This window comes from Aquimarina brevivitae, from assembly GCF_004216895.1.
Classification (GTDB): Bacteria; Bacteroidota; Bacteroidia; order Flavobacteriales; family Flavobacteriaceae; genus Aquimarina; species Aquimarina brevivitae.
In genome coordinates, this window is record NZ_SGXE01000002.1 from 366,640 (window position 1) to 386,604 (window position 19,965).

The following is a 19,965-nucleotide window of genomic DNA, read 5'->3' on the forward strand; positions in this document are numbered from 1 at the left end:
ACCTTATTTATGAAAACATGCATTAAAATAGTACTCGTAACACTTCTATTGAGCTCTTGTAAACAAGCCCCTGCCACTGCTCAAAAGTCAATTAATTCAGATCCAAGTATAGCAAGCGAAAGGATTGAAAATTATTTACAAAAACTGGAAGAAAATGGTTTTTCCGGTAGTGTACTGGTAGCCAAGGATGGCAAAATCATACATCGAGAAGGCTATGGATATGCTAATCGCAAAAAAAATCAAAAGGTCACTCCTAATACAGTTTTTGATATTGGATCTATTACCAAGCAATTTACCGGAGCAGCCATTTTAAAATTGGAGATGCAGGGAAAACTAAAGGTAACTGATAGGCTTTCTAAGTATTTTGAAAATGTTCCAAAAGACAAAAAAGAAATTAGCTTACATCAATTATTGACGCACTCTGCAGGTTTTCCACCTGCTATCGGAGATGATTATGAAGCCATAAGCAGTGAAGAATTTGTAGATCGTGCTTTTGCCAGGCCCTTACTATTTGAACCTGGATCATCTTATACCTATTCCAATGTGGGATATAGTATTTTAGGGATTATTATTGAGCAGGTTGCTGAAATGACCTATGAAGAATATTTATCTAATAATCTATGGATACCAGCGGGAATGAAAAGTACAGGCTATTTATTGCCAGAACTTACTAACGTAGCTGTGGGCTATCAAGGTGATAAAACCTGGGGAAAACCTAATACTAAAAATTGGAGTAAAGAAGGTCCTTATTGGCATCTAAAAGCTAACGGTGGAGTATTGTCGACTATTGGAGATATGTACCAGTGGGATCAGGCTTTATTAGGGTCAAGCATATTAAGTAATGAAGTAAAGCGAAAATACTATGGTAAGCACGTTGAAGAAGGTGAAGGCGCAGGTAGTTATTATGGATATGGTTGGGCTATATTTCCTACTCCAAGAGATACGGAGTTGATAGCGCATAATGGAGGTAATGGTATTTTCTTTGCGGATATGTGGCGCTACTTAACAGAGGATATTACAATCATTTATATGACCAATGCTGCCGAAAGAAGGTTTGAACACGTGGCCTCTGAAATAGCACATATACTACTTAAACCAGATTACACCCCTGAGTTGAAGGAAAATCAGAAACTAGAAGGAAAACAGGTTGATGCTTTATTAGCAGAGTTTATGCAAACAATTACCTCTGATGATAAAACAGTATGGGAAAAGTTTATCAATACAAAATTGACAACAACCCTTCGGCAAGGTTTTACTTTAGAAGAGCATTTAGAAATGTTCGCCAGACTGCATCGCGATTTAGGAAAAGGGAAGATGGTAGAGGTTCGAATAAAGGAAAATGCTGTTGTTATTCTTGGGGTAAAGAAAAATGATGATTCCATACAGCTTTTGGAGTTTACCCTAACTGAAGCTATGAAAGTAGATGGATTGCGAATGCTATAATAAAACAGATTGACACTATAAAAAGCACGGGTACTATAGCCCGTGCTTTTTTTTGGATATCAACTAGTATTTGAAGTAAAAAGGTCTTTATAAAAAAGTTTTGTAACAAAATCATTACTTATGTGTCTTATCATTAGTTGATATATCAATTATTAATCTTTTTATAAAATTGTTATGGAAATACAGCATCCATCAGAAACCATTTTTCACGCGATAGAAAGCGCCATTAAAGCCTATCGAAAATATGCCCAACAAAAAATATCGGAACAAATCGAAGGTATTACCCTGGATCAAAGTTTGGCACTGATTTATATCAAAAAGCATCCGGAACTCACTCAAAATGAGTTAGCTGAACTGCTCTTTAAGGATAATGCTTCATTAACCCGTATGATAAAGCTTATGGTGAAGAATGGATTTGTTACCCGTACTATTAATGATGAGGATTTAAGGCGATATAAGCTGACACTTACGAAAAAGGCAGAGATAATTGTCGCTAAGCTACCTCAAATCATACAATCAAATAGAGCGACTGCACTTGATGGAATAACCTTGGCTGATCAGGAGGTTGTAAAAGAGCTGTTACATGACATAAAGAATAACTGTAAAATTTAAGTACTATGAAATCACTATTTATAAACCCGAAAACACAAAAACTACGAGCCGGTTGGCAAATCCTGGCATTTGCAATCATATTTTTGTTTTTTAATACGATCTTAATGTTTACAACGCGATCAATTTTAGGGAGTTTACCTGCCAAGGGTACACTTTGGTTTCTGCTTTTAGGCATCTCAGCTACGATAGCTACTTTTATTATTCTAAAATATATAAGCAAGCGTTCATTATCATCATTTGGCTTAAAAGCAAAATGGGCATTAAAAGATTTAAGTATAGGGATTGGAATAGGCGCCTTGATTATGAGCTGCATGTATGTCACTTTATTGTTTCTTGGACATATTCGTTTTGATGGATTTAGCTGGTGGAAAGATGAGGCACACACTTTAGGAAATTTTACTAATGCCAGTATTTGGAGCGCTTTGGCGGTATTTTTTCAATTTATCGTTGTAGCCTGGTGGGAGGAACTCGCTTTTAGAGGTATCATACTTCAGAATATTGCTAAAGGATTAAATATTAAGTGGGGTATTATTTTGTCTACTATAGGATTTGGTCTTATACATGCTGGTAATCCTAATGCCACGGCATTAAGTACCTTTTTAATTATGGTTATCACTTTTAAGTTGGTATATGCGTATTTAAAATCTGGTCAGTTATGGATGCCTATAGGTTTACATTTAGGTTGGAATTTCTTTCAAGCTTCAATTTTTGGGTTTGCGTCTAGTGGTTATATGTCACCTTCATTGATTGCACAAACTCCCATTTCGGCGGATTGGATAAGCGGGGGTAAATTTGGAGCGGAGCATAGCATCTTTATAGTTCCATTTACTTTTGCTTCTTTCCTTTTGATGCATTTATGGGTTAAGTATTCTCGAAATTTAACAGCTTACCGAATTATGGATTTTTTAGTACAAGAAAAGGATTTTGAAGATCAAAAAGAGCACAATAGTTTGAACATCAGATAGTCTTATGAAAAAATAGACCTATTTGATCTTTATATGAATAGGATACATAAAAGAGTAGTCCATTCCATCGCAGGGATTAGCTAAATTGTTTTGCTGTCTCTGTGTTTAAGACACCTAAAAAATTTATGGCTCAATTGTCAAAATAGGAATAGAATATACCCCCAAACAAAAAATAGAAACACGTGCAGATAAATTATATTTAATCGTGCATTATCTGATATGGTTTTGACCAAATAAATATAGCCTAAGGATACCAGCATCACTACATTGCATATAACAAATAGAAAGCCACTGACACCGCTAAGACCGGAGGCAATTCTAGTAGTTTTGCCTTCGCTTATCACCATTTTTACGGACTTGTATAATGGAGAAATTGTAAGGCTAATTTTTTCGCTTTTCAAATTATAATCTGTGATAGTAAATTGATGACCGCTTGTAGTATAATAACGATGACCTATTGTTCTGGGCTTTCGTGCTGAGGTTCCACTAACATTTTGCGAAACCGTGATAGGAGTACTATAGGAAATGGTAGTGATGATGGTATGACCACTTAGGGCATAAAAATCAACTAAGTAAACTATACTTAAGACTAAAGGCACTATTATAGCCAAGATAAATCTTCTTCGAAAGTCTTTTTTAAAAAATAAATTAATTCGGTGAGGTAAATTATGCATGGCAAGATGGGGCGTTCGTAAATTTCACTAAATAGCTGCAAAAATAATCCGAAATCTAAAATAATCAAGTACTGGCAATCATGATAAACCCATAATTTACCAAATTTAGATAGGACTACTTGGTTACCTTCTTAAGTATATGTTTTTGATACGGTCTGTCAGAAAAATTTGTTGGGGTAGTACCTGGAGCGAATTGCTCAATCCAAAGCGTTTCTTCATCAACGATCTGAATCACCGCTGGGATATCCATTGTTACAGCGCCTTGCTCCATAGTAAATACAGCTTGCATAGGATTTCCTTCTGTTAAGGTATAGGAAGTTACTAAAACCGAAATTCCCTGTTGCTCAAAAATAATAGTGTTATCAGCTTCAAATTCATAAGAAATATTCCGTTCTTCATCCACCCATTTTCCTACAAGTTGGGTTTTATCTTGAACTGATGTAAAAAATAATAAAGCGATTACGAACATAAACGATTTTAGTGTCATCATACTTGGCAAAATTTTTACTAATAATAATTTTAAAACAAACACCTTTTAAACAGTAAAGATACTTTATTTTATAAATTTAGTAGAGAAGGATATAAATGATAATTACTGAATACAATAATTTAATTATAGTAGGCTGGCTTTGTTCAATGTCAGTAGTAGTGTCATCAATATACCAATACCAGACGCTAAAATGTTATACCAAATAGCTTTATCTATTGCTATGTTATAGGTCTTAACCCTGATCTTTTTATTTAAGATTCATTACGAAAATAAATAAAACAATGATTATTAAAACGAATAGTATTGTCCACGACTGAGAAGGGTTAGTTGCAATATTTTCTCTAATTGAAAAAGTTCCATTGGTAAGTAAGAAATAAAAGTAAGCTTGCTGTAAGATCCAACCAATCTTATGACGAATAAAAATCCCAACAACAGGAACTACTAAGAATAACGCAGGCCTGTAGAAGGAGGTTTTCGTAAGAAGAAACCAATAATTACCCATTAGATTATCTTTTTCTGTAAGCTCTGGTAGAAACAAAGCAGCGTCGCTATTTCCTTGAAGCACTCTATATACAAATATCCCAAGAATTAATAACTGTATGACTATTAATAGATAGTTGTTTTTAAAATGGTTTAAGAATCTGTTCATTTATATTTATGGAAATGATAAAAGACTGATAAATAGAATTATTTTTCTCATTTAATACTATTGCTTGTATTAAAATTACACCTATGTTAATCTTATAGTCCTTTTATATTTTTAGAACAATCAATAAGGATTTGTGATATAGCTCAGCGATGGAAACCTTTTGCTGGTTTAGATAAAACTCTTTATCCTTATAGGTTACCTTATCACTTAGATTAAATACATAATTATCTCTGTCATTTAAGATAGAAATATTATCAGGAGTAATCGTTATGACATCAACATATTTCATAATTTTCAAGTGGTGAGCCTCTTCGAGTGTTATCGGGTTGTCTTCATATTTGAAAAAATATTTAGTTCCTCCACCAGGTTTACCAAACCAGGGCATAGCTTTGCCAGCAGCTACTTGTATATAGTCAGGTATACTTTGGATTAAAAACAATTTGGTCTCCATAGACAAAAAATCATCAGGTAACGATTTTTTATCAAAATGTTCATCATTCTCCCAAAAGAATACGCCTTGATTTTGCCAGGCAGGATTGTTTTTATCTACTTTTTGATTGGGAGCATAGTAATGCATAAATAGTTTACCAGTATCAAAAGTTAAAATAGATTCATTGAGATGCCAATCAATTTTACTTTTATTGAAGTCAGCTTCTTTTTTAGTTTCATTACTTTTTTTTAAAAACTTCCCGAACATTTGTTGTTTACTTTATGGATTATAGACCCTATTTCTTGAAAAAATGCAAGTATAGTTTACGTTTTTAGAAAGTTAAATATAATTTAAACTTGTTTTTGTTTGCTGCTTATCTTCCTTACCTGTTACATTTATAAACTAAAATGAATTTTCATTAGAGTAATTCGCGAGAGTCATTGCTTATATCCTTGCTTTTTTATCGGGAGCAACTTTTTATACGTAAAGCATCTCCAAACCCACTCCAAGGGACCATATTTAAAGTAGGTCAGCCAAATTTTACTTAGAAATACTTGCACTACAAAGACCACAACCGCTGTTAGTAAGGTTTCCAAGGGACTTAAGGTTTCGTAAAGCCTTCCACCGACAGATGAAAATATAAGTAAGCCTATGAAACTCTGCATGATATAATTGGTCAAGGCCATGCGCCCTGCATATCGTAAAGGAGACAAAAGTTTTTTGAGGCTGGTAGTATACCAAAGCCATCCGATAAGCCAGAGATAAAATAAACCCATTATGATATCTGCAATTACCATTAATTTGATAAAACCAGTGCGTATCCACTCTATTTTATAACAATCGAGTTTGGTTAACACGAATAAAAAAAGGATACGATATACATTGGTTAGTAATGCTATCCATACTACTGGTTTTTTAATTTTTGCAAGGAAAGTAGGTAGTTTTTCATAAATCTTGTTTTTACCAAGATAAAGTCCCAACACAAACATAGATAATGCAATAGGAGCTAAAAACCCGAACAACATTGGGGTATTAGCCAGATATTCCAGTAAACGTAATCTAACGCTTTGCACATAGGTTCCATTTTTGATAATCTGGTTAACCGTTTCGCCAGTGTACTCTTGTATATAGTTTTCAGGCTTAAATTGGATTAACTCAAAAAAGAAGGCAAGCAGTTGGTCATAAAAAGGAAAAAGCAATAAGAGCACTGCGAGCCCCAATAAGATTTTGTTAGATACTCTTAATAATGAGATAGTGAATAATCCAAGGATGGCATATAGGTGTACGACATCTCCGGACCATAATAAAATAATATGTAAGGCGCCGATGATAAACAAACAAAACATTCTTCTTGCAAAAAATGAAAATCGAAGCGTATTGTTTTCCAGTAGTTTCAACGCTTGCATCGAAATGCCTAAACCAAATAGTAAAGAAAAAATAGGAAAGAATTTGGTATAAAAGAACAGTTGTAAAATCGAGTTGGATACCTGATCAATGGTAGAGGTCCATTGCTTTGCAAATTCATCCTGATTTAGAAAAGTAGAATTCATAATCACGATGTTGACCACAAAAATACCAAGAATGGCAAAACCGCGATATACATCTAATACATCAATTCGTTTTTTGACTTGGGTAGGCTTTTTGTTCACCGTTTTATTGTTATTTATTCGATATTACGAAATTTTATTACAATTTTTTAGTAAAGTTTCTCTTTAGTAGATGTAATTTCATGGCGTTAGAAAGACTTTGTTAGCTATCGATAACTTAGCATATTTATTAATTAAGCTTAGTATTGAATTAATAAGATAGTTTTTTCTTTAATAGTTTCAATTAGACTTCAACTTGATAGTATTTCACCTTTACTTATTCTTGATACAATTCTTTTGTTGTTTTATCTAGTTTAAGTTTTAGTGAGTCTTTACTAATCGTATAGTACTCCGATACAACGAAATAATCAGGCTCTTCCATTGAACCTTCGGACTCAGGATCAGGAGAATATTCCAGGTTACAGTGCTTAATGCATATCTGCTTGTCATTTATAACTATTAATTCCTGAAAGCTTCCATAAGCATCTTCCAATTGTAATTTAAGTTGCTCTGTTGGTTTTCCTTCTTTATCATGGATCATAAAGTGGATAATGTCATTCTCTATGAGTTGAGTTCTTGTGGAATCACGTTCTAAAAATATACCGATGGTGTAGTTTTCTCTGATAATTGAATTTAATGGATGTAAAATATGGTTTTTGTTTAATGTGTACTCAAGAACTAAAGGTTTTTTTTTGTGGTCTGACATTAAATGATTGGCTTCGGTGTTTGGTATCGTTTTATTACGGCTATCAAGTAATATTTTTTTACTTAAACTGTCTTGACTTGAATAAGTTTTGGGGAACGTAGTAACTTCCTCAAAGTCTGAATAAATAGCCATAATTCCAGTTGGCTCGGTATTAGAACACCCCCATATAAAAAGGATGATTAATAAAGGTGTAATCTTAAGTTTCATGCTACTATTATTTCTATTTTTTATCACAATAGGAAACGTGTAAAAATGAACCTATGGATTCTGTAATTTTTTTGGGAAAGGTAAGAATATACCTTGACTATTAATATTGGGTTTTATTCTGTTGTTTACAAGATGTTGAAGTCGGCTTCGCTGTGAAATGAGTTTTTTGCATTGTTCATCCCAAGGTTTCGGTAGCTGTAAAAGTTAGTGTTCTTAAGAGCTATAATACTAAAAATAGTCTTTATTTCGATTCCATTGTTTTAGATCGTGTTATTATTTGTTTTGTCTTTATTTTAATTCAAATTTTTACTATTTAGCAATATCCATAAAGATTTCTACTAATTTGCTAGGACTACTAAAAAAGGGTGAATGACTTGTCTTAAGACGGTAGACTTTCTCACAAGGAATTTCTTCATACATTTTTTGTTGAATATATGGCGTTACGGCCCTGTCCTCAGTACATTCAATGTAATATCTTGGTACACTTCCATAGTTTTCTTCCGATAAGCAAAGTTTTGCAGTACCAGATTCGATAGGTTCATGACTTAATATTAATTTAGCCATTTCTGTGATGTCATCAGAACAATCGTGGTATAAACCTTCTTTGAATATTTCTTTTTGAAGTGTATGTGATTTTGTTTCTTCGTGGATGTCTACATACCCCTTTAACCAACCTTCGGTATCCTGTATAGAATATTCTTTTTGAGTTTTACCATTGGGTATTAAATAGGCAGCTAAATAAATAAGTTTTTCTATTTTATTTGGTTTGTATTCAGCAGCTTGAGAAATCATAATACCATTTTTACTATGACCAACCAATATTACTTTTTGCTCAATTTTTTCAATTAGGTTACAAATACCTTGAACTGTCTTTTCAAAGGTAACTTCTTGGATAGGTGTTTTATCTCGTCCCATTCCCGGGAGATCGATAGCGTGAACTTTATGACCCTGTTTTTCTAAAAGAGGGATTACTTTATGCCAGTTCCAGGCGCTGTGCCAGGACCCGTGAATTAGTACAAATGTTTTACTTTCCATAGTTTATACGTTTTTAAATGTTTTTTGAATTGGAGCATTAATGTGACTTTTTAATTACGCTCCATATAATAAGATTTATAAGAGTAGTACTTTATAAATATGATTAGGTATTACGAATTGGTTTGTGCTGCTTCCCAACCAATAAGAGCTGATTTGCGGTTAGCGCCCCAATGGTATTCCCCAAATTCCCCTGACACCTTAATTACTCTATGGCAGGGTATCAAATAAGCCACAGGGTTAACAGCTATTGCTGAACCTACAGCCCTGGAAGCATTAGGGTTGTTTATTATACCGGCAATTTGGCCGTAGGTTGAAAGGGACCCTTTTGGTATTTTTAATAAGGTTTCCCAAACTTTTAGTTGAAAAGGAGTTCCTTTTAAATGTAGCTTGATTTGGTTCAACTGGCTCCAATCTTTAGTAAATAGGAACAGCGCATTTTTCTGTATTGGATCCAAATTTTGAATAAATCTGGCGTTAGGAAACTCACTTTTCAACTCTTGTAAGGCTAATTCTTTATGGGTCATAAAAGACAAATGGCAGATTCCTTTCCCAGTAGAAGCTATTATAACTTTACCAAAATGAGTATTAGCAATGCTGTAATTTATGTGTAATTGTGTACCGCCATTTTTATATTCCCCCGGTGTCATACCTTCAATATTGATAAAAAGATCGTGAAGCCTTCCTGTACCCGATAAACCTGTTTCGTAAGTCGCTTCTGTTATGGATATGTTTTTTTCTTTTAGAAGTTTTTTTGCATATGTAATGTTTAAATATTGTAGAAACTTTTTAGGGCTCACACCGGCCCATTTGGTAAACATACGCTGAAAATGATAAGGGCTTAAATTAATGTACGAAGCAATCTCATTTAGACTGGGCTGACTTTTAAAATTTGTATTTAAATAGCTTATGGCTTTTTCAATTCTTTGGTAGTCAATATTGTCTTTTATAGTCATTACATTAATGTTATATTACGTTGTAAACCTAAAGGTATTAACCGAACAATGAAACCCGTTTCTTGCTAACTTTATAAAGTCTCTATTTATAATTTAAAAAGCGTGGCGTATAAGTACCACGCTTTAATCCTGGCAAACATTATGAAAAAACCTTTCTTTAGATTTATACCAGGCACCTTTACTCTTGTAGAAATTTATAGCTAGTTCATTAAAAACCGGAGTTTGCCATTGTATCATCTTACAGTCTTTATTTTTTGCCTCTTCAATTATTCTTTCAAATAACATACTACCATAGCCAAAACCTCTGACTTTTTGATCTAAGAATAAACAGTCCAGGTATAAATAATAATCAGCTTCCCAGGTTGAAAATTGTTTCATAAATGTACTATATCCCATCAGCGTATTATTTAACTCCAAAACCAAACATTCAACAGCTGGGGTTTTGGTAAACAATGCTTTAGCAAGCATTGTTGTTTTATATTTAGTTTGATAGGGAGTTTTTTCATAATGGGCATGTTGCTTACACAGAGTAACAATACCTTCGATATCTTCTTGCTTGGCAGGTCTTATAATCACATTATGAGCAATTAGCAAGCACATTCAAATTGCGAACCAGAAGTTGGCTTAGTTCCCTCAGTAGCATATCCATCAAATTTCCACCAAGCTATTCCTCCAATCAACTCTCTGACATTGTATCCTAATCGAGTTAATTTTAGAGCACCTTTTGTTGATGCGTTACATCCTATACCATCGCAATAGCATACATAAATCTTTTTTCTATCCAAATTCTTGGTATATTGCTCAGTAATTTTACGGTGCGGTAAATTGATTGCTGTAGGAATATGTTCTTTTTCAAATCCGAATTCTTGTCGAGTATCTACGACAATATAATCTTGACTGGTTTTCAAAGCTTCAAATAAATCTGAGGGATCTATTTCGTAAGCTAATTTTCTTTCGTAAAACGTAATTTGGTCTTGCATTGTTTTTCATATTATCTTGGCTCAAAGATTTGAAATATTTTCTCACTCGGCAATTAAGTAAGTTGAGTCTTTTTCAAGGTAGTGTGAAATATTTGCAAGTATGAGCTATTAACTAATTTGTATCTTTGAAGGATATGGAAATCAAGCATTTCAGATTAATCAAGGCCATACAAGAAGAGGGCAACCTGGCCAATTCAGCAGAGAAGCTTTTTTTAACACAATCAGCACTAAGCCATCAACTTAGAGACTTAGAACTTCAATTAGGATTTAAGATTTTTTATAGGAGGCGCCATAATTGGAAACTTACGGATGAGGGTCAGGCGATATATCGGCTAAGTATTAAAGTTCTTGATCAAATAGAAAAAGGATTTGATGTCATAGACAAGTTGAAGAAAGGTGCATCTGGAACCATAAGACTAAGTACTGAATGTTATAGTTTCTATCACGGATTGTCTTCCTTAATACAAAAGATGGGGTATTTATATCCAGATATTTCGGTTAACTTTAATTTAGATGCCACTCATCAACCGGTAGACAAGTTGTTAAGTCACGATATTGATGCTGCATTGGTAACTCAGAAACCCAATAATAAAGAATTGGAAGCTTCTTTTATTCAAGAAGATGAGTTATTTGTCCTTATGCACCAAGAAAACCCATTTTCTCAGCAGGAGTTTTTGGAAGCACAGGATTTTGCAGACCTCCCTCTTATTATTCATTCATTTCCATTAGAAACTGTTTCCTTATACACGCATTACCTAAAACCACACCATATTGAGCCGGTAAAAATTAGTGCTATTCCCCTTACAGAAGTGGCCTTGGAGATGGTTGCTGCTAATTTAGGAGTATTGTGCATGCCAAAATGGGCTCTTACATCTTTTAAGTTAACAGACGAAATACTGTATAAAAGAATTGGACAGAATGGTTTAAAACGAAAGCATTATTTGATTTATCGCAAGGCAGATGCATCAAAAAAGTTTATTAGAGAGTTTATAGCTAGCTTAATGGAGGAATTTATAAGCTAAAAAATCAATTTTTTGCATTATCAAAATAAGAGTTATCGATGCTAAACTACTTTTAGTTACTAAGCTTTATGTATTAACCTTAGTCTGCCAACTTGTTTTTTAAAGCACGATTGATTTTATTAATGTCATGTTTTCGTTGCACCAACTCAGCTATAGTAGTTTCAAATGTTTTGGTAGCTGCTAAATTTGGGAATGCTATTTTACCTTTCGCTATAGAATAGGTTAGTAAAACATTGAAGAAGTTAAAGATTAATATCAATTTTTGTGTACCGTTCGTTTCTGTAATCTTAAATCCAAGTCGGCCAGCCGTTTTTTCATTAATAATATAGCTCGTACCCTTAATACTAATGTTCTCTTGTTGTTGAGTGCCGTATTCTTCTATTAATTGAAGTAGGCCTTCTAAGTATTGCTGTATAATAAAAACCCTTCGTTGCTTCCCGTTCATTTTTTTATCAATAACAAAAACATAGTCAAATAATGTACCTCCGTGGATTTTGATAACTCCTTTCTTTGGCTTTTCTGAAATAAATAGTAAGGAGTGGTAAATCAGTTCTCCTCTTTTTTTTAGGGAAGGCACATCAAAAAACGGAGCGATAATGGATATTACAATTGGAATGGTTAGGATGACCAGTAAATAAAATCCTGTGAACCAAGATACAACCAGCGTCAACAAAATAATTGATATTGCGATTAAACCGATCCAGAGTTGAATTTGAAGTTGCTCTTTCTTTGTTTTTATGTAAAATCTGTGTTCCAAATTAATAATGTAGGTGTTTATATAACGCTCTCAAAACAAGAACTACTTCTTTTTATGCTAGTAAAAATAGCTTTATAGCCTATTTGATTTGAAAGTTATTGTTTATGCTTTTACTTAATTATAGTTGATTTAATTCTTATAAATTTTTCCATCTTTCATTACAAATACCACCTTTTCTATAGTAGCAATAAAGTCATTGATCACATTACCTTTTACTGCTATAATATCTGCATTGGCTTTAGGTTTTATGTGACCAATTTCATCTTGTTTTCCTAAATGAAAAGCTGAAATATAGGTGCTTGATTGCAAGATATCGAGTGGTTTCATTCCCGCTTCCCAATAGTATCTAAACATGTCTTTTGATGATTTTCCGCGGGATACTTTTATATCCGTATAATTATCAGAACCAGCAAGGATAGGCACTCCTTTTTCAATAGCTTTATTTAATCTTTTATGCATATTATTAGCATAGCTATCTATCCACTCTAACTCACTCTTGTTATAACCAGCTAATGCTGCGTAAGTATGCATATAGTCTCTACTATTTTCTGTAGGCACCAAAAAAACTTGTTTTTCCGCCATTTTAACCAAGGTGCTATCCGCTAAGTTAAATCCGTGCTCAATGCCGTCAACACCAGCTTCGATAGCATTCCACGCGGATTGATTGGTAACACAATGCGCCGTGACTTTTAGGTTGTAAGAGTGGGCGGTTTGAACAATAGACTTTATCTCATCTATTGATAAATAGGTTTTGTTGGGAATATTATCAGCGCAGATTTTGATTAGATCTACATTTTGATTGACGTGTTCTCTGACAGCATTTTTTCCATCTTCAGGACTTTTTATAATTCGATATTCTAAATCTATTATGTTTTGGTGTTTAGGAAGTACGCCATATACTTGTCCACCATTTGCTGCTAAAATAGGACCTGATGCAAAAATCCTGGGCCCCTCAATAGTTCCTTCATTAATAGCATCTCTAAGAGCCACATCAAGAAATAAACCAGAGTTTCCAAGATCCTTAATACTGGTTATACCTTCTTCTAAATAGCTTTTAGCTCTTTTGGAACCGCGGAGGACTCGCAGAGCATCACTTTCCATAGTAAGTGTTTGTATGCTGTGTGCTGCAAAATCTTCTTGAGCCTCTTGAGAGAAAAGTACATGGGTATGTGCATCAATTAGTCCGGGAAGTACAGTATAACCGGTTAAATCTATTACGTTGCTATTTTTTGGTAACGATTCGAAATCATGGATAGCGATAATTTTTGTTCCTCTAATTTGAATTAACTTATTCTCTAATAGCTTGTTGGATTTACTATCATATAATAACCCGGCTTTTATAAAAGTTTCTTTCTGTTGTCCTATTGATTTTGTTTGTACGGAAATAAATATTACGAGTAGATAGATAAAAGCCTTATGCATATTCTCTTTTTGATTAGGTAGACGTCATTAATAGAACTAAGTATTGCTGTTTTTGCTCTATAGACTTAATACAAATCTAATGGATTTTTAAAGAAGATCTATTTATCTGAGATATTAAGTAGGACTTCGGTAATTAACAACACAGTTTTTGACCCTTAGTTCTCTACGTAAACCTCCTTTTGACAACATAGGACTATGGTAATTTGTTCAGTAACTAATAATTTTCTTCAATACGAATTAATTGTGTCAGTGACACGATACCTTTACGTCAAATAAGTATATAGGCATTGACACCAATGGTATTTATTTATTTTAAGTTTATACAAAAATCATTGTTATGTTAATTATTGTTAGCTATGAGGCCAGATACTAGTAGCTTAGATCTGATATCAAAGCTAGTAGGAGGGAGGAGTGAAGCTAGTAATTTTCATTAGCAGTTGATAGTAGGATCCTACTTGTAATTATTACTATAGCTAGATTTTTAATCTAAATCATCCGAAAAATGTCCTTTATGTTTTCCTTTAGAGAACTTCTCTGTGTTGAATTGATTTGATTTTCCCTTTGAGATTGTCAAGCTTTTCCATTGGTTTCCTTTTACCATTTTTCCGATATAAACGATTTGTCCGATATGATAAGGATAATGCATTAATTGGCGATTTATCGCCTCTAGTATTGAATGTTCTTGATTTCTGATATAAATTTTGGTGTCAAAATTATATTCGTTTATTGTGCCTAAGGCATCGAATAAACATTTCCATCCTTCATTCCATTTATCAAGTAATTCATTTTTGGTTTTTATAACGGATTCAAACTCTAAATCTCTTTTTCGCCAATTTTTCTCTCCGTCAGCGGTCAAAAAATTGGTCCACCGAGATTTCATATTTCCCCAAAGATGGTTCACGATTATGGCAATTGAGTTTGAGTCTTCATTACACTGCCAAAAAAAGTCTTTTTCATCTAATTGCTCAAATGTTCTTTCTCCTACAGCCTTATAATATTCAAATTGCTTTTTAACACTATTTAGATATTCAGTTTTCATTCAGCTATTTTCTTCTATAAGATACTATATATTTAAATAATCAATAAAGAGTTCCTTATATTTCTTTTTTAAGCACATTCAGAATTCATATCCTAAGAAAAATGACTAGTAAATTGATTAACAATTCACTACGCTGGTAATTAATTCAACCCCACAAACTTTAGATGTTAGTATTAGTGAAATGCGCACTAGCTGTTAGGCGTGGTTAAGGTTGTTTTTCGGTTATAGTCAATTGCTCCCAAGTCTTACCTCCATCTTTACTAATCATACTCAATTTGTAATCATTGTAGAGCATTAGATAATCGTTTTTGTTAAGCTTAAAAAAATTATCTGGAAAAGCACCACCCATCGTCCACGATTTGTCGATAGATACTTCTTCTTCGTTCCAGGTAATTCCATCATCTACGGTACTTTCAATATAGAAATTTTTAGCAAAGGGTTTAAAGAGCATACGCAACCCTTTATTCTCATCATAAAACCAACCGATTGTTCTTCGTGTGATTTGGGTTTCTAGTTCTTCCCAGTTCTTTCCCAGGTCATCCGTGGCATAAAAACCTTTTAAAAAACTTGATCTATTCGTTCTTACTACACGTACTTTGCCCGCAGTAGATACCTGAAATAGCGTAACCACCTTTTTCTTGCCTTTTCCCGGCAGCAAGGCTTTTTCTGCTTTTCCTGTATCCATATCATACACGAGCAGGTTGTCTTTCATAAGTAAAAACAGCTGGTTTTTTACCAAATGCGAGTGTTTGAAACTTGTTAAAAGATCTGAACTGTGAGGCAATATAATAGCTTCTTCGTCGAGTAAAACTTCCCATTCTTCATCAAGGCTTCCCTTTAGTAACTTAACGCGATCTGAATTTGATACTACTACATAAATGTCTTCATTGGTATACTGATAAATACCAGAGACAGTTCCAAAAGGAAGTTGATGTTTGGGAGACTGCCACTCTTCTCCTTGGTTGGTAGAATAGATGAGTTCACCAAACTCGCTTCCTGCCAACCAGGTTCCATTTTTCAATTCGACAAAGCTGGTGATAGGATCATTCAACCCGGTTTGAATTAAGGTACCTTCTCTTTTTTCAATATCTACAAGTCTGATGGAACCCAACAGCGTGGCAAAAACCAATTGACCATTTGACAACTCATATGGTGCTAGCCAACCTTCGGGTATATACTTTTTAATAAGATTAAATACTTTTTGTTTTTTCGCTGTCCCCTCATTTTCTAACCAACCTATAAAAGGTTTTTCTAATAAACTCTTTTTTTCAGGAAACAGACCATTGACAACTATGGAGGCTTCATCTGGTTGGGGTGTATCTATCCCAAAGATGATTTTTTCATTATAGCCTTTAAAAAAGCTATACGAAGCACTGATTGGCATCTCAATGATATTACCTAAATAGGTAAGTTGCTGAGGTTTTACCTGGAAACTCATGGAACCTTTTGGGATAGCAATGGTATGGGTTTGAGGATGGATATAGGCGGATATTTCCAACATTTCATAATCGCCTGCTGGTAACTCTCCTGCAAAAAGTTGCGTTTTATTAAATGCGTAATGCTTCTCAGGATAAATTGTATGTTTCTTACCGGTAGTTACGTTTTTTAAATTTAAATAACTCCAGTCACGAACACGACCATCAATATTTCGATCATTCATTTTAAATTTAAACATCACAAAACCATCTTCAGAGCTAAGTTGGGCATTAGAGAGAAAGGTAAACAGACACATTAGTCCGAACAGAAAACGCATTCCTATTTTCATTTTTAATATATTTTTAACAAAAAACGAGCAAATTTAGGTGATTTAATTGATTCAAACTAGAAGTTGTGGTTTTTACTATTCGCAGAAAGTGAAAAAAATAAAACGAATAGTCTATAGTCTTAAATCGTTATCGAAAGAAGTTACTAGTCACAGACTAGCAGGATAGCTGGGGGTATTGACACTAGTTGTTTTTAATTTCGGATTCTATATTGACCCATTTCACATTCCATTTTTTATCGAGGTGTGCACCAGTGGTAAAGAAAAGAAATTTGTTGTCAGGGGTAACATAGGGATTTCCCTGGCCTTTGGTATTAATTTTATCATTTAGTTTTTTGGTGTTTGTCCAATTGCCACTTCCGTTATTATAACTTATCATCAAATCAAGTTGATTTCCAATGGTAGCATAAATCAAATAATCTTCTTTTGGTGAAATGTATGGAGTACAGGTGTTCCATTCAGCATTGAGTTCGACTTTTTTTGCCTCCTTAAATTTTCCATGGACTTGCTCGGCGTAATAAATATCCATTTCACTGTAGTCTAAATTGCTTTTGTGAAAATATAAGGTCCCAGAACGGGTTACTGTGGGATGAGAAACTAACTTAGTTCTGCAATTTGGGATGTCGACAAAAACCGGTTCATTCCATGTTCCGTTAATCTTGTCAGCTTTCCAAATATGCCACGTCTTGGGGATTCCATCAATACCAACAGGTCTTGTTGAACTGAAATAAAGTGTTTTACCATTCGGTGAGAAACTCATTCCGTGATCATTATAAGCACTATTAAAGAAAGCTTCTTTGGGTTCAGACCAAATACCATTGGTTTTCTCTATTTTATAAACATTAAAATTTTCAAAATTCTTATCGGATATGGTATAGTAGTATTCTTTTAAATCTGGGCTAAATACTCCTTTATGAATAATCTTGTCATCCGGTATGATTTCCTTTTTAAATACAATAGGAATTTTGTTAGGTACTTTTTCAGTTAAGAATTCCAATTTGGCGTTTTCATTTTTGCAACCAACGATAAATAGCGCTAGCGTTACGACACATAAGGTTTTGTTCATTCCTATTATAGGTTAAAGACCCCCAATTTATAATAATAATCCGGAATTGGTTTCAACATTGGTTTAGCTGTGTTTGTATGCTTGATGAAATATGTTCAAACGCCGGTTTATAAAAGCTACAAAGTCAGGAAAGCGCAGATTCGACCGAGTCTAATTTTGCCGATCGGAATTATTTATCTTCTTAGCAATTATTTTTTTGTTCACTACCGTAGTTTTTGCAAATTTATCTCCGAATCTCTGATGTTGTGCAGATTTTGACATAACGATTATTGAGATAATTCCTAACATAAAAACGTCAATGGGATCAAGAATTCTTCTTTTTAGCGTTTGTATAAAAGTAAGTTGTTTTTTGTCTTTTAGACTTATAGTTCTAATTCCAACAATTTTTTTTCCTAGTGTGACACCAAAATTATATTCCGGTAATACTATAATAAAAAACCATAAAAAAATTAAAAGCATCAACTCAAAGAGCTTTATTTTAAATGCAAAAGCTCCAGAGATAAGCAAATAGATAAAGGATCCCAAGATAAATAGAACATAGACTATAAAATAATCAATTAAAGCAGCTAAAACCCGTTTTCCTATGACGGATGAGTTTTTGTTTTCGGTCATATTTTTTTAAGATAATGTTACTTAAATAAGAAAAACACAATTTGGTATTTTCTTTTGGTTTTAAACCAGTAAGATAAAATAATAATCTGATATTGGTTTTCGTAAAGTTGAACTTGAGACGTTTTGTAAGATTAATAGGATAGGTAGGACTCATTAAATACGTAGTCAGAAAATCGTAGATACAAACTTGACACAGTTGGTAGCATTTAGTTTTTCTTAATCTAACTATTAATAAACAGTATAGGCTTGCACTATATCTTTAAAATTTGGATGTGATGATATAGTTTCTGATATACTCGGTTGTTCACTATCGAATAACCACGATTGTAGTTTTTTTTGAGCTAAGGAAATACTTTTTTGAGCAAGGCAACCAATTACTTTTTCTTGTAATCTAAACCCTGGTATAGGAGTCAGTCTTAATTTTATCCTTTGTTTTTCATACGCTTTCATTAAACGAAGTCCTTTTTTATAATCTTTCATTTCAAAGTAAGACTCAATGGCTAAGACAAAAAGTCGCCAATATGATTGGTCTTCTTTTGTGTTTAAAATTCCTTTAGGTTGGTGTGTACTATCTTTAAACGCTTCGATTACTTTGGAAAACTGTTTGTTCTTAAAATTCTTTTCAAATTCATTGAAATCGATAGGGTGATCCTCCGTATCAGACTCATCTTCTTTTAATAATAGCTCTTGCTCACGCTTCAAATTTGCCTTTATATAATTCAATTTATCGTGAGATTCATTACTATTAGGCCTTGATAGCCCTTGATTTATAAGATCAAAGCAGTATTGATAGTGTTTGTCATCATAAACTCCATCTTCAACAAGACAAAATAGATAAAGAAGTAAATACTCCATTTGATCGGGATACTTATCTTTTAAATACTGAAATGCCTGAGTTCTTTCAGATCCTTTAGGATAATATTTCAAAACCTTATTTGGAGTTGGTTGTTCACCTAGTTTTTCAAAGTTGTAGAAATAGGATTCGTAGGGATAAACAGGTTTTTTCCAAAATTTTAGAATGTTATTCCAAGGAATTGTAAGTGTATCTTCAAAATATTCAACTACAGGTTGATGTAAGTGATCCTCAAAGCCATTTTCGACAATGATCTGTTGCGCTAATTCAAATTGATTCTCTGGGACCTCTAATTTAATACCACCAATGGCATTAGAATAAAAATTATGCATCTGTACTGTTACTTCGTCGCGTACCACGTATTTAATCCCGTTAGATGCTAATAATGGTTTGATGACTGATAAATCGCTAGGGTAGGTAAAATTGGCAATTTGTATATAATTATTCATAGCTATAGTTGTTCTAAAAATAGAAAATATTTTTTGCTATCATGTTTGACTTGAGTTCAAACCCGAAAAATAGAATAAATAGTTGAGTCAGTTCTTCCAAAAGTTAAACTTTACTTGGTTTAAGGGATGTAATAGGATAGATAGGATTCGTTGCGTACACTACGAAGTCAAATTTCGCACAGCAGTTCCCTGATATTTGCCATTAAAAGTCTACCGTTGGTAATATCTAATCTATATGACCACTGCTTATATT

21 protein-coding genes are annotated in these 19,965 nt (G+C 33.4%); 4 read left to right on the plus strand and 17 right to left on the minus strand.

Annotation, left to right across the window (positions count from 1 at the left end):
* Positions 1-9: 9 nt before the first annotated feature.
* The 3 genes from EV197_RS09470 to EV197_RS09480 all read left to right on the plus strand — a co-directional run bounded on the left by EV197_RS09470 (position 10) and on the right by EV197_RS09480 (position 3,020).
* Positions 10-1,443: a serine hydrolase domain-containing protein gene (locus EV197_RS09470; RefSeq protein WP_165389035.1), complete on the plus strand. Its 1,434-nt coding sequence runs from the start codon at positions 10-12 to the stop codon at positions 1,441-1,443.
* A 174-nt stretch (positions 1,444-1,617) separates the two neighbouring features.
* A complete protein-coding gene (locus tag EV197_RS09475; protein ID WP_130286514.1) occupies positions 1,618-2,055 on the plus strand; it encodes a MarR family winged helix-turn-helix transcriptional regulator in 438 nt (145 codons plus the stop codon).
* A gap of 5 nt (positions 2,056-2,060) precedes the next feature.
* Entirely contained in the window at positions 2,061-3,020 is a 960-nt protein-coding gene (locus tag EV197_RS09480; RefSeq protein ID WP_130286515.1) for a CPBP family intramembrane glutamic endopeptidase, read from the plus strand.
* A 137-nt stretch (positions 3,021-3,157) separates the two neighbouring features.
* Here the strand turns inward: EV197_RS09480 and EV197_RS09485 are convergent, their stop codons facing one another.
* From EV197_RS09485 to EV197_RS09530, 10 genes are all read right to left on the minus strand, one after another.
* Positions 3,158-3,694 carry a hypothetical protein gene (locus EV197_RS09485; RefSeq protein WP_130286516.1) on the minus strand — a complete coding sequence of 179 codons (537 nt, stop codon included), beginning with the start codon at positions 3,692-3,694 and terminating at the stop codon, positions 3,158-3,160.
* 115 nt (positions 3,695-3,809) lie between these two features.
* On the minus strand, positions 3,810-4,184 hold the full coding sequence (locus EV197_RS09490) for a hypothetical protein (RefSeq protein ID WP_130286517.1): 375 nt from the start codon (positions 4,182-4,184) through the stop codon (positions 3,810-3,812).
* Positions 4,185-4,431: 247 nt separating this feature from the next.
* The gene (locus EV197_RS09495) at positions 4,432-4,833 is read right to left on the minus strand and encodes a hypothetical protein (RefSeq protein ID WP_130286518.1); all 402 of its coding nucleotides are present in this window, start codon (positions 4,831-4,833) and stop codon (positions 4,432-4,434) included.
* Positions 4,834-4,936: 103 nt separating this feature from the next.
* Entirely contained in the window at positions 4,937-5,530 is a 594-nt protein-coding gene (locus EV197_RS09500) for a glycohydrolase toxin TNT-related protein (protein WP_130286519.1), read from the minus strand.
* Between the two features lie 170 nt (positions 5,531-5,700).
* Positions 5,701-6,912, minus strand: a complete 1,212-nt coding sequence (locus EV197_RS09505) for a DUF418 domain-containing protein (RefSeq protein ID WP_130286520.1) — start codon at positions 6,910-6,912, stop codon at positions 5,701-5,703.
* Positions 6,913-7,126: 214 nt separating this feature from the next.
* The gene (locus EV197_RS09510) at positions 7,127-7,762 is read right to left on the minus strand and encodes a hypothetical protein (protein ID WP_165389036.1); all 636 of its coding nucleotides are present in this window, start codon (positions 7,760-7,762) and stop codon (positions 7,127-7,129) included.
* A gap of 309 nt (positions 7,763-8,071) precedes the next feature.
* On the minus strand, positions 8,072-8,797 hold the full coding sequence (locus EV197_RS09515; RefSeq protein WP_130286522.1) for an alpha/beta fold hydrolase: 726 nt from the start codon (positions 8,795-8,797) through the stop codon (positions 8,072-8,074).
* Positions 8,798-8,907: 110 nt separating this feature from the next.
* Positions 8,908-9,750 (minus strand): methylated-DNA--[protein]-cysteine S-methyltransferase, encoded by an 843-nt coding sequence (locus tag EV197_RS09520; RefSeq protein ID WP_130286523.1) that lies wholly within the window; start codon positions 9,748-9,750, stop codon positions 8,908-8,910.
* Positions 9,751-9,873: 123 nt separating this feature from the next.
* Positions 9,874-10,326, minus strand: coding sequence for a GNAT family N-acetyltransferase (locus EV197_RS09525; RefSeq protein WP_130286524.1), 453 nt, complete (start codon positions 10,324-10,326; stop codon positions 9,874-9,876).
* A gap of 11 nt (positions 10,327-10,337) precedes the next feature.
* The gene (locus EV197_RS09530; protein WP_130286525.1) at positions 10,338-10,730 is read right to left on the minus strand and encodes a rhodanese-like domain-containing protein; all 393 of its coding nucleotides are present in this window, start codon (positions 10,728-10,730) and stop codon (positions 10,338-10,340) included.
* Positions 10,731-10,864: 134 nt separating this feature from the next.
* On the opposite strand from EV197_RS09530, the gene EV197_RS09535 reads away from it, so the two are divergent.
* Positions 10,865-11,752, plus strand: coding sequence for a LysR family transcriptional regulator (locus EV197_RS09535; RefSeq protein ID WP_130286526.1), 888 nt, complete (start codon positions 10,865-10,867; stop codon positions 11,750-11,752).
* 79 nt (positions 11,753-11,831) lie between these two features.
* Here EV197_RS09535 and EV197_RS09540 read toward each other — a convergent pair whose 3' ends face one another.
* The 7 genes from EV197_RS09540 to EV197_RS09570 form a co-directional block, all read right to left on the minus strand.
* Positions 11,832-12,509: a hypothetical protein gene (locus tag EV197_RS09540; protein ID WP_130286527.1), complete on the minus strand. Its 678-nt coding sequence runs from the start codon at positions 12,507-12,509 to the stop codon at positions 11,832-11,834.
* Positions 12,510-12,638: 129 nt separating this feature from the next.
* On the minus strand, positions 12,639-13,931 hold the full coding sequence (locus EV197_RS09545; protein WP_130286528.1) for an amidohydrolase family protein: 1,293 nt from the start codon (positions 13,929-13,931) through the stop codon (positions 12,639-12,641).
* Positions 13,932-14,412: 481 nt separating this feature from the next.
* Positions 14,413-14,970, minus strand: a complete 558-nt coding sequence (locus EV197_RS09550; protein ID WP_130286529.1) for a DUF1572 family protein — start codon at positions 14,968-14,970, stop codon at positions 14,413-14,415.
* 205 nt (positions 14,971-15,175) lie between these two features.
* Complete coding sequence (locus tag EV197_RS09555; protein WP_130286530.1) at positions 15,176-16,735, minus strand: sialidase/neuraminidase family protein; 1,560 nt, start codon at positions 16,733-16,735, stop codon at positions 15,176-15,178.
* A gap of 181 nt (positions 16,736-16,916) precedes the next feature.
* Positions 16,917-17,798: a TolB-like translocation protein gene (locus EV197_RS09560; RefSeq protein ID WP_130286531.1), complete on the minus strand. Its 882-nt coding sequence runs from the start codon at positions 17,796-17,798 to the stop codon at positions 16,917-16,919.
* A gap of 150 nt (positions 17,799-17,948) precedes the next feature.
* Complete coding sequence (locus EV197_RS09565) at positions 17,949-18,410, minus strand: RDD family protein (RefSeq protein WP_130286532.1); 462 nt, start codon at positions 18,408-18,410, stop codon at positions 17,949-17,951.
* A gap of 228 nt (positions 18,411-18,638) precedes the next feature.
* A complete protein-coding gene (locus EV197_RS09570) occupies positions 18,639-19,712 on the minus strand; it encodes a putative signal transducing protein (protein ID WP_130286533.1) in 1,074 nt (357 codons plus the stop codon).
* Positions 19,713-19,965: the final 253 nt, after the last annotated feature.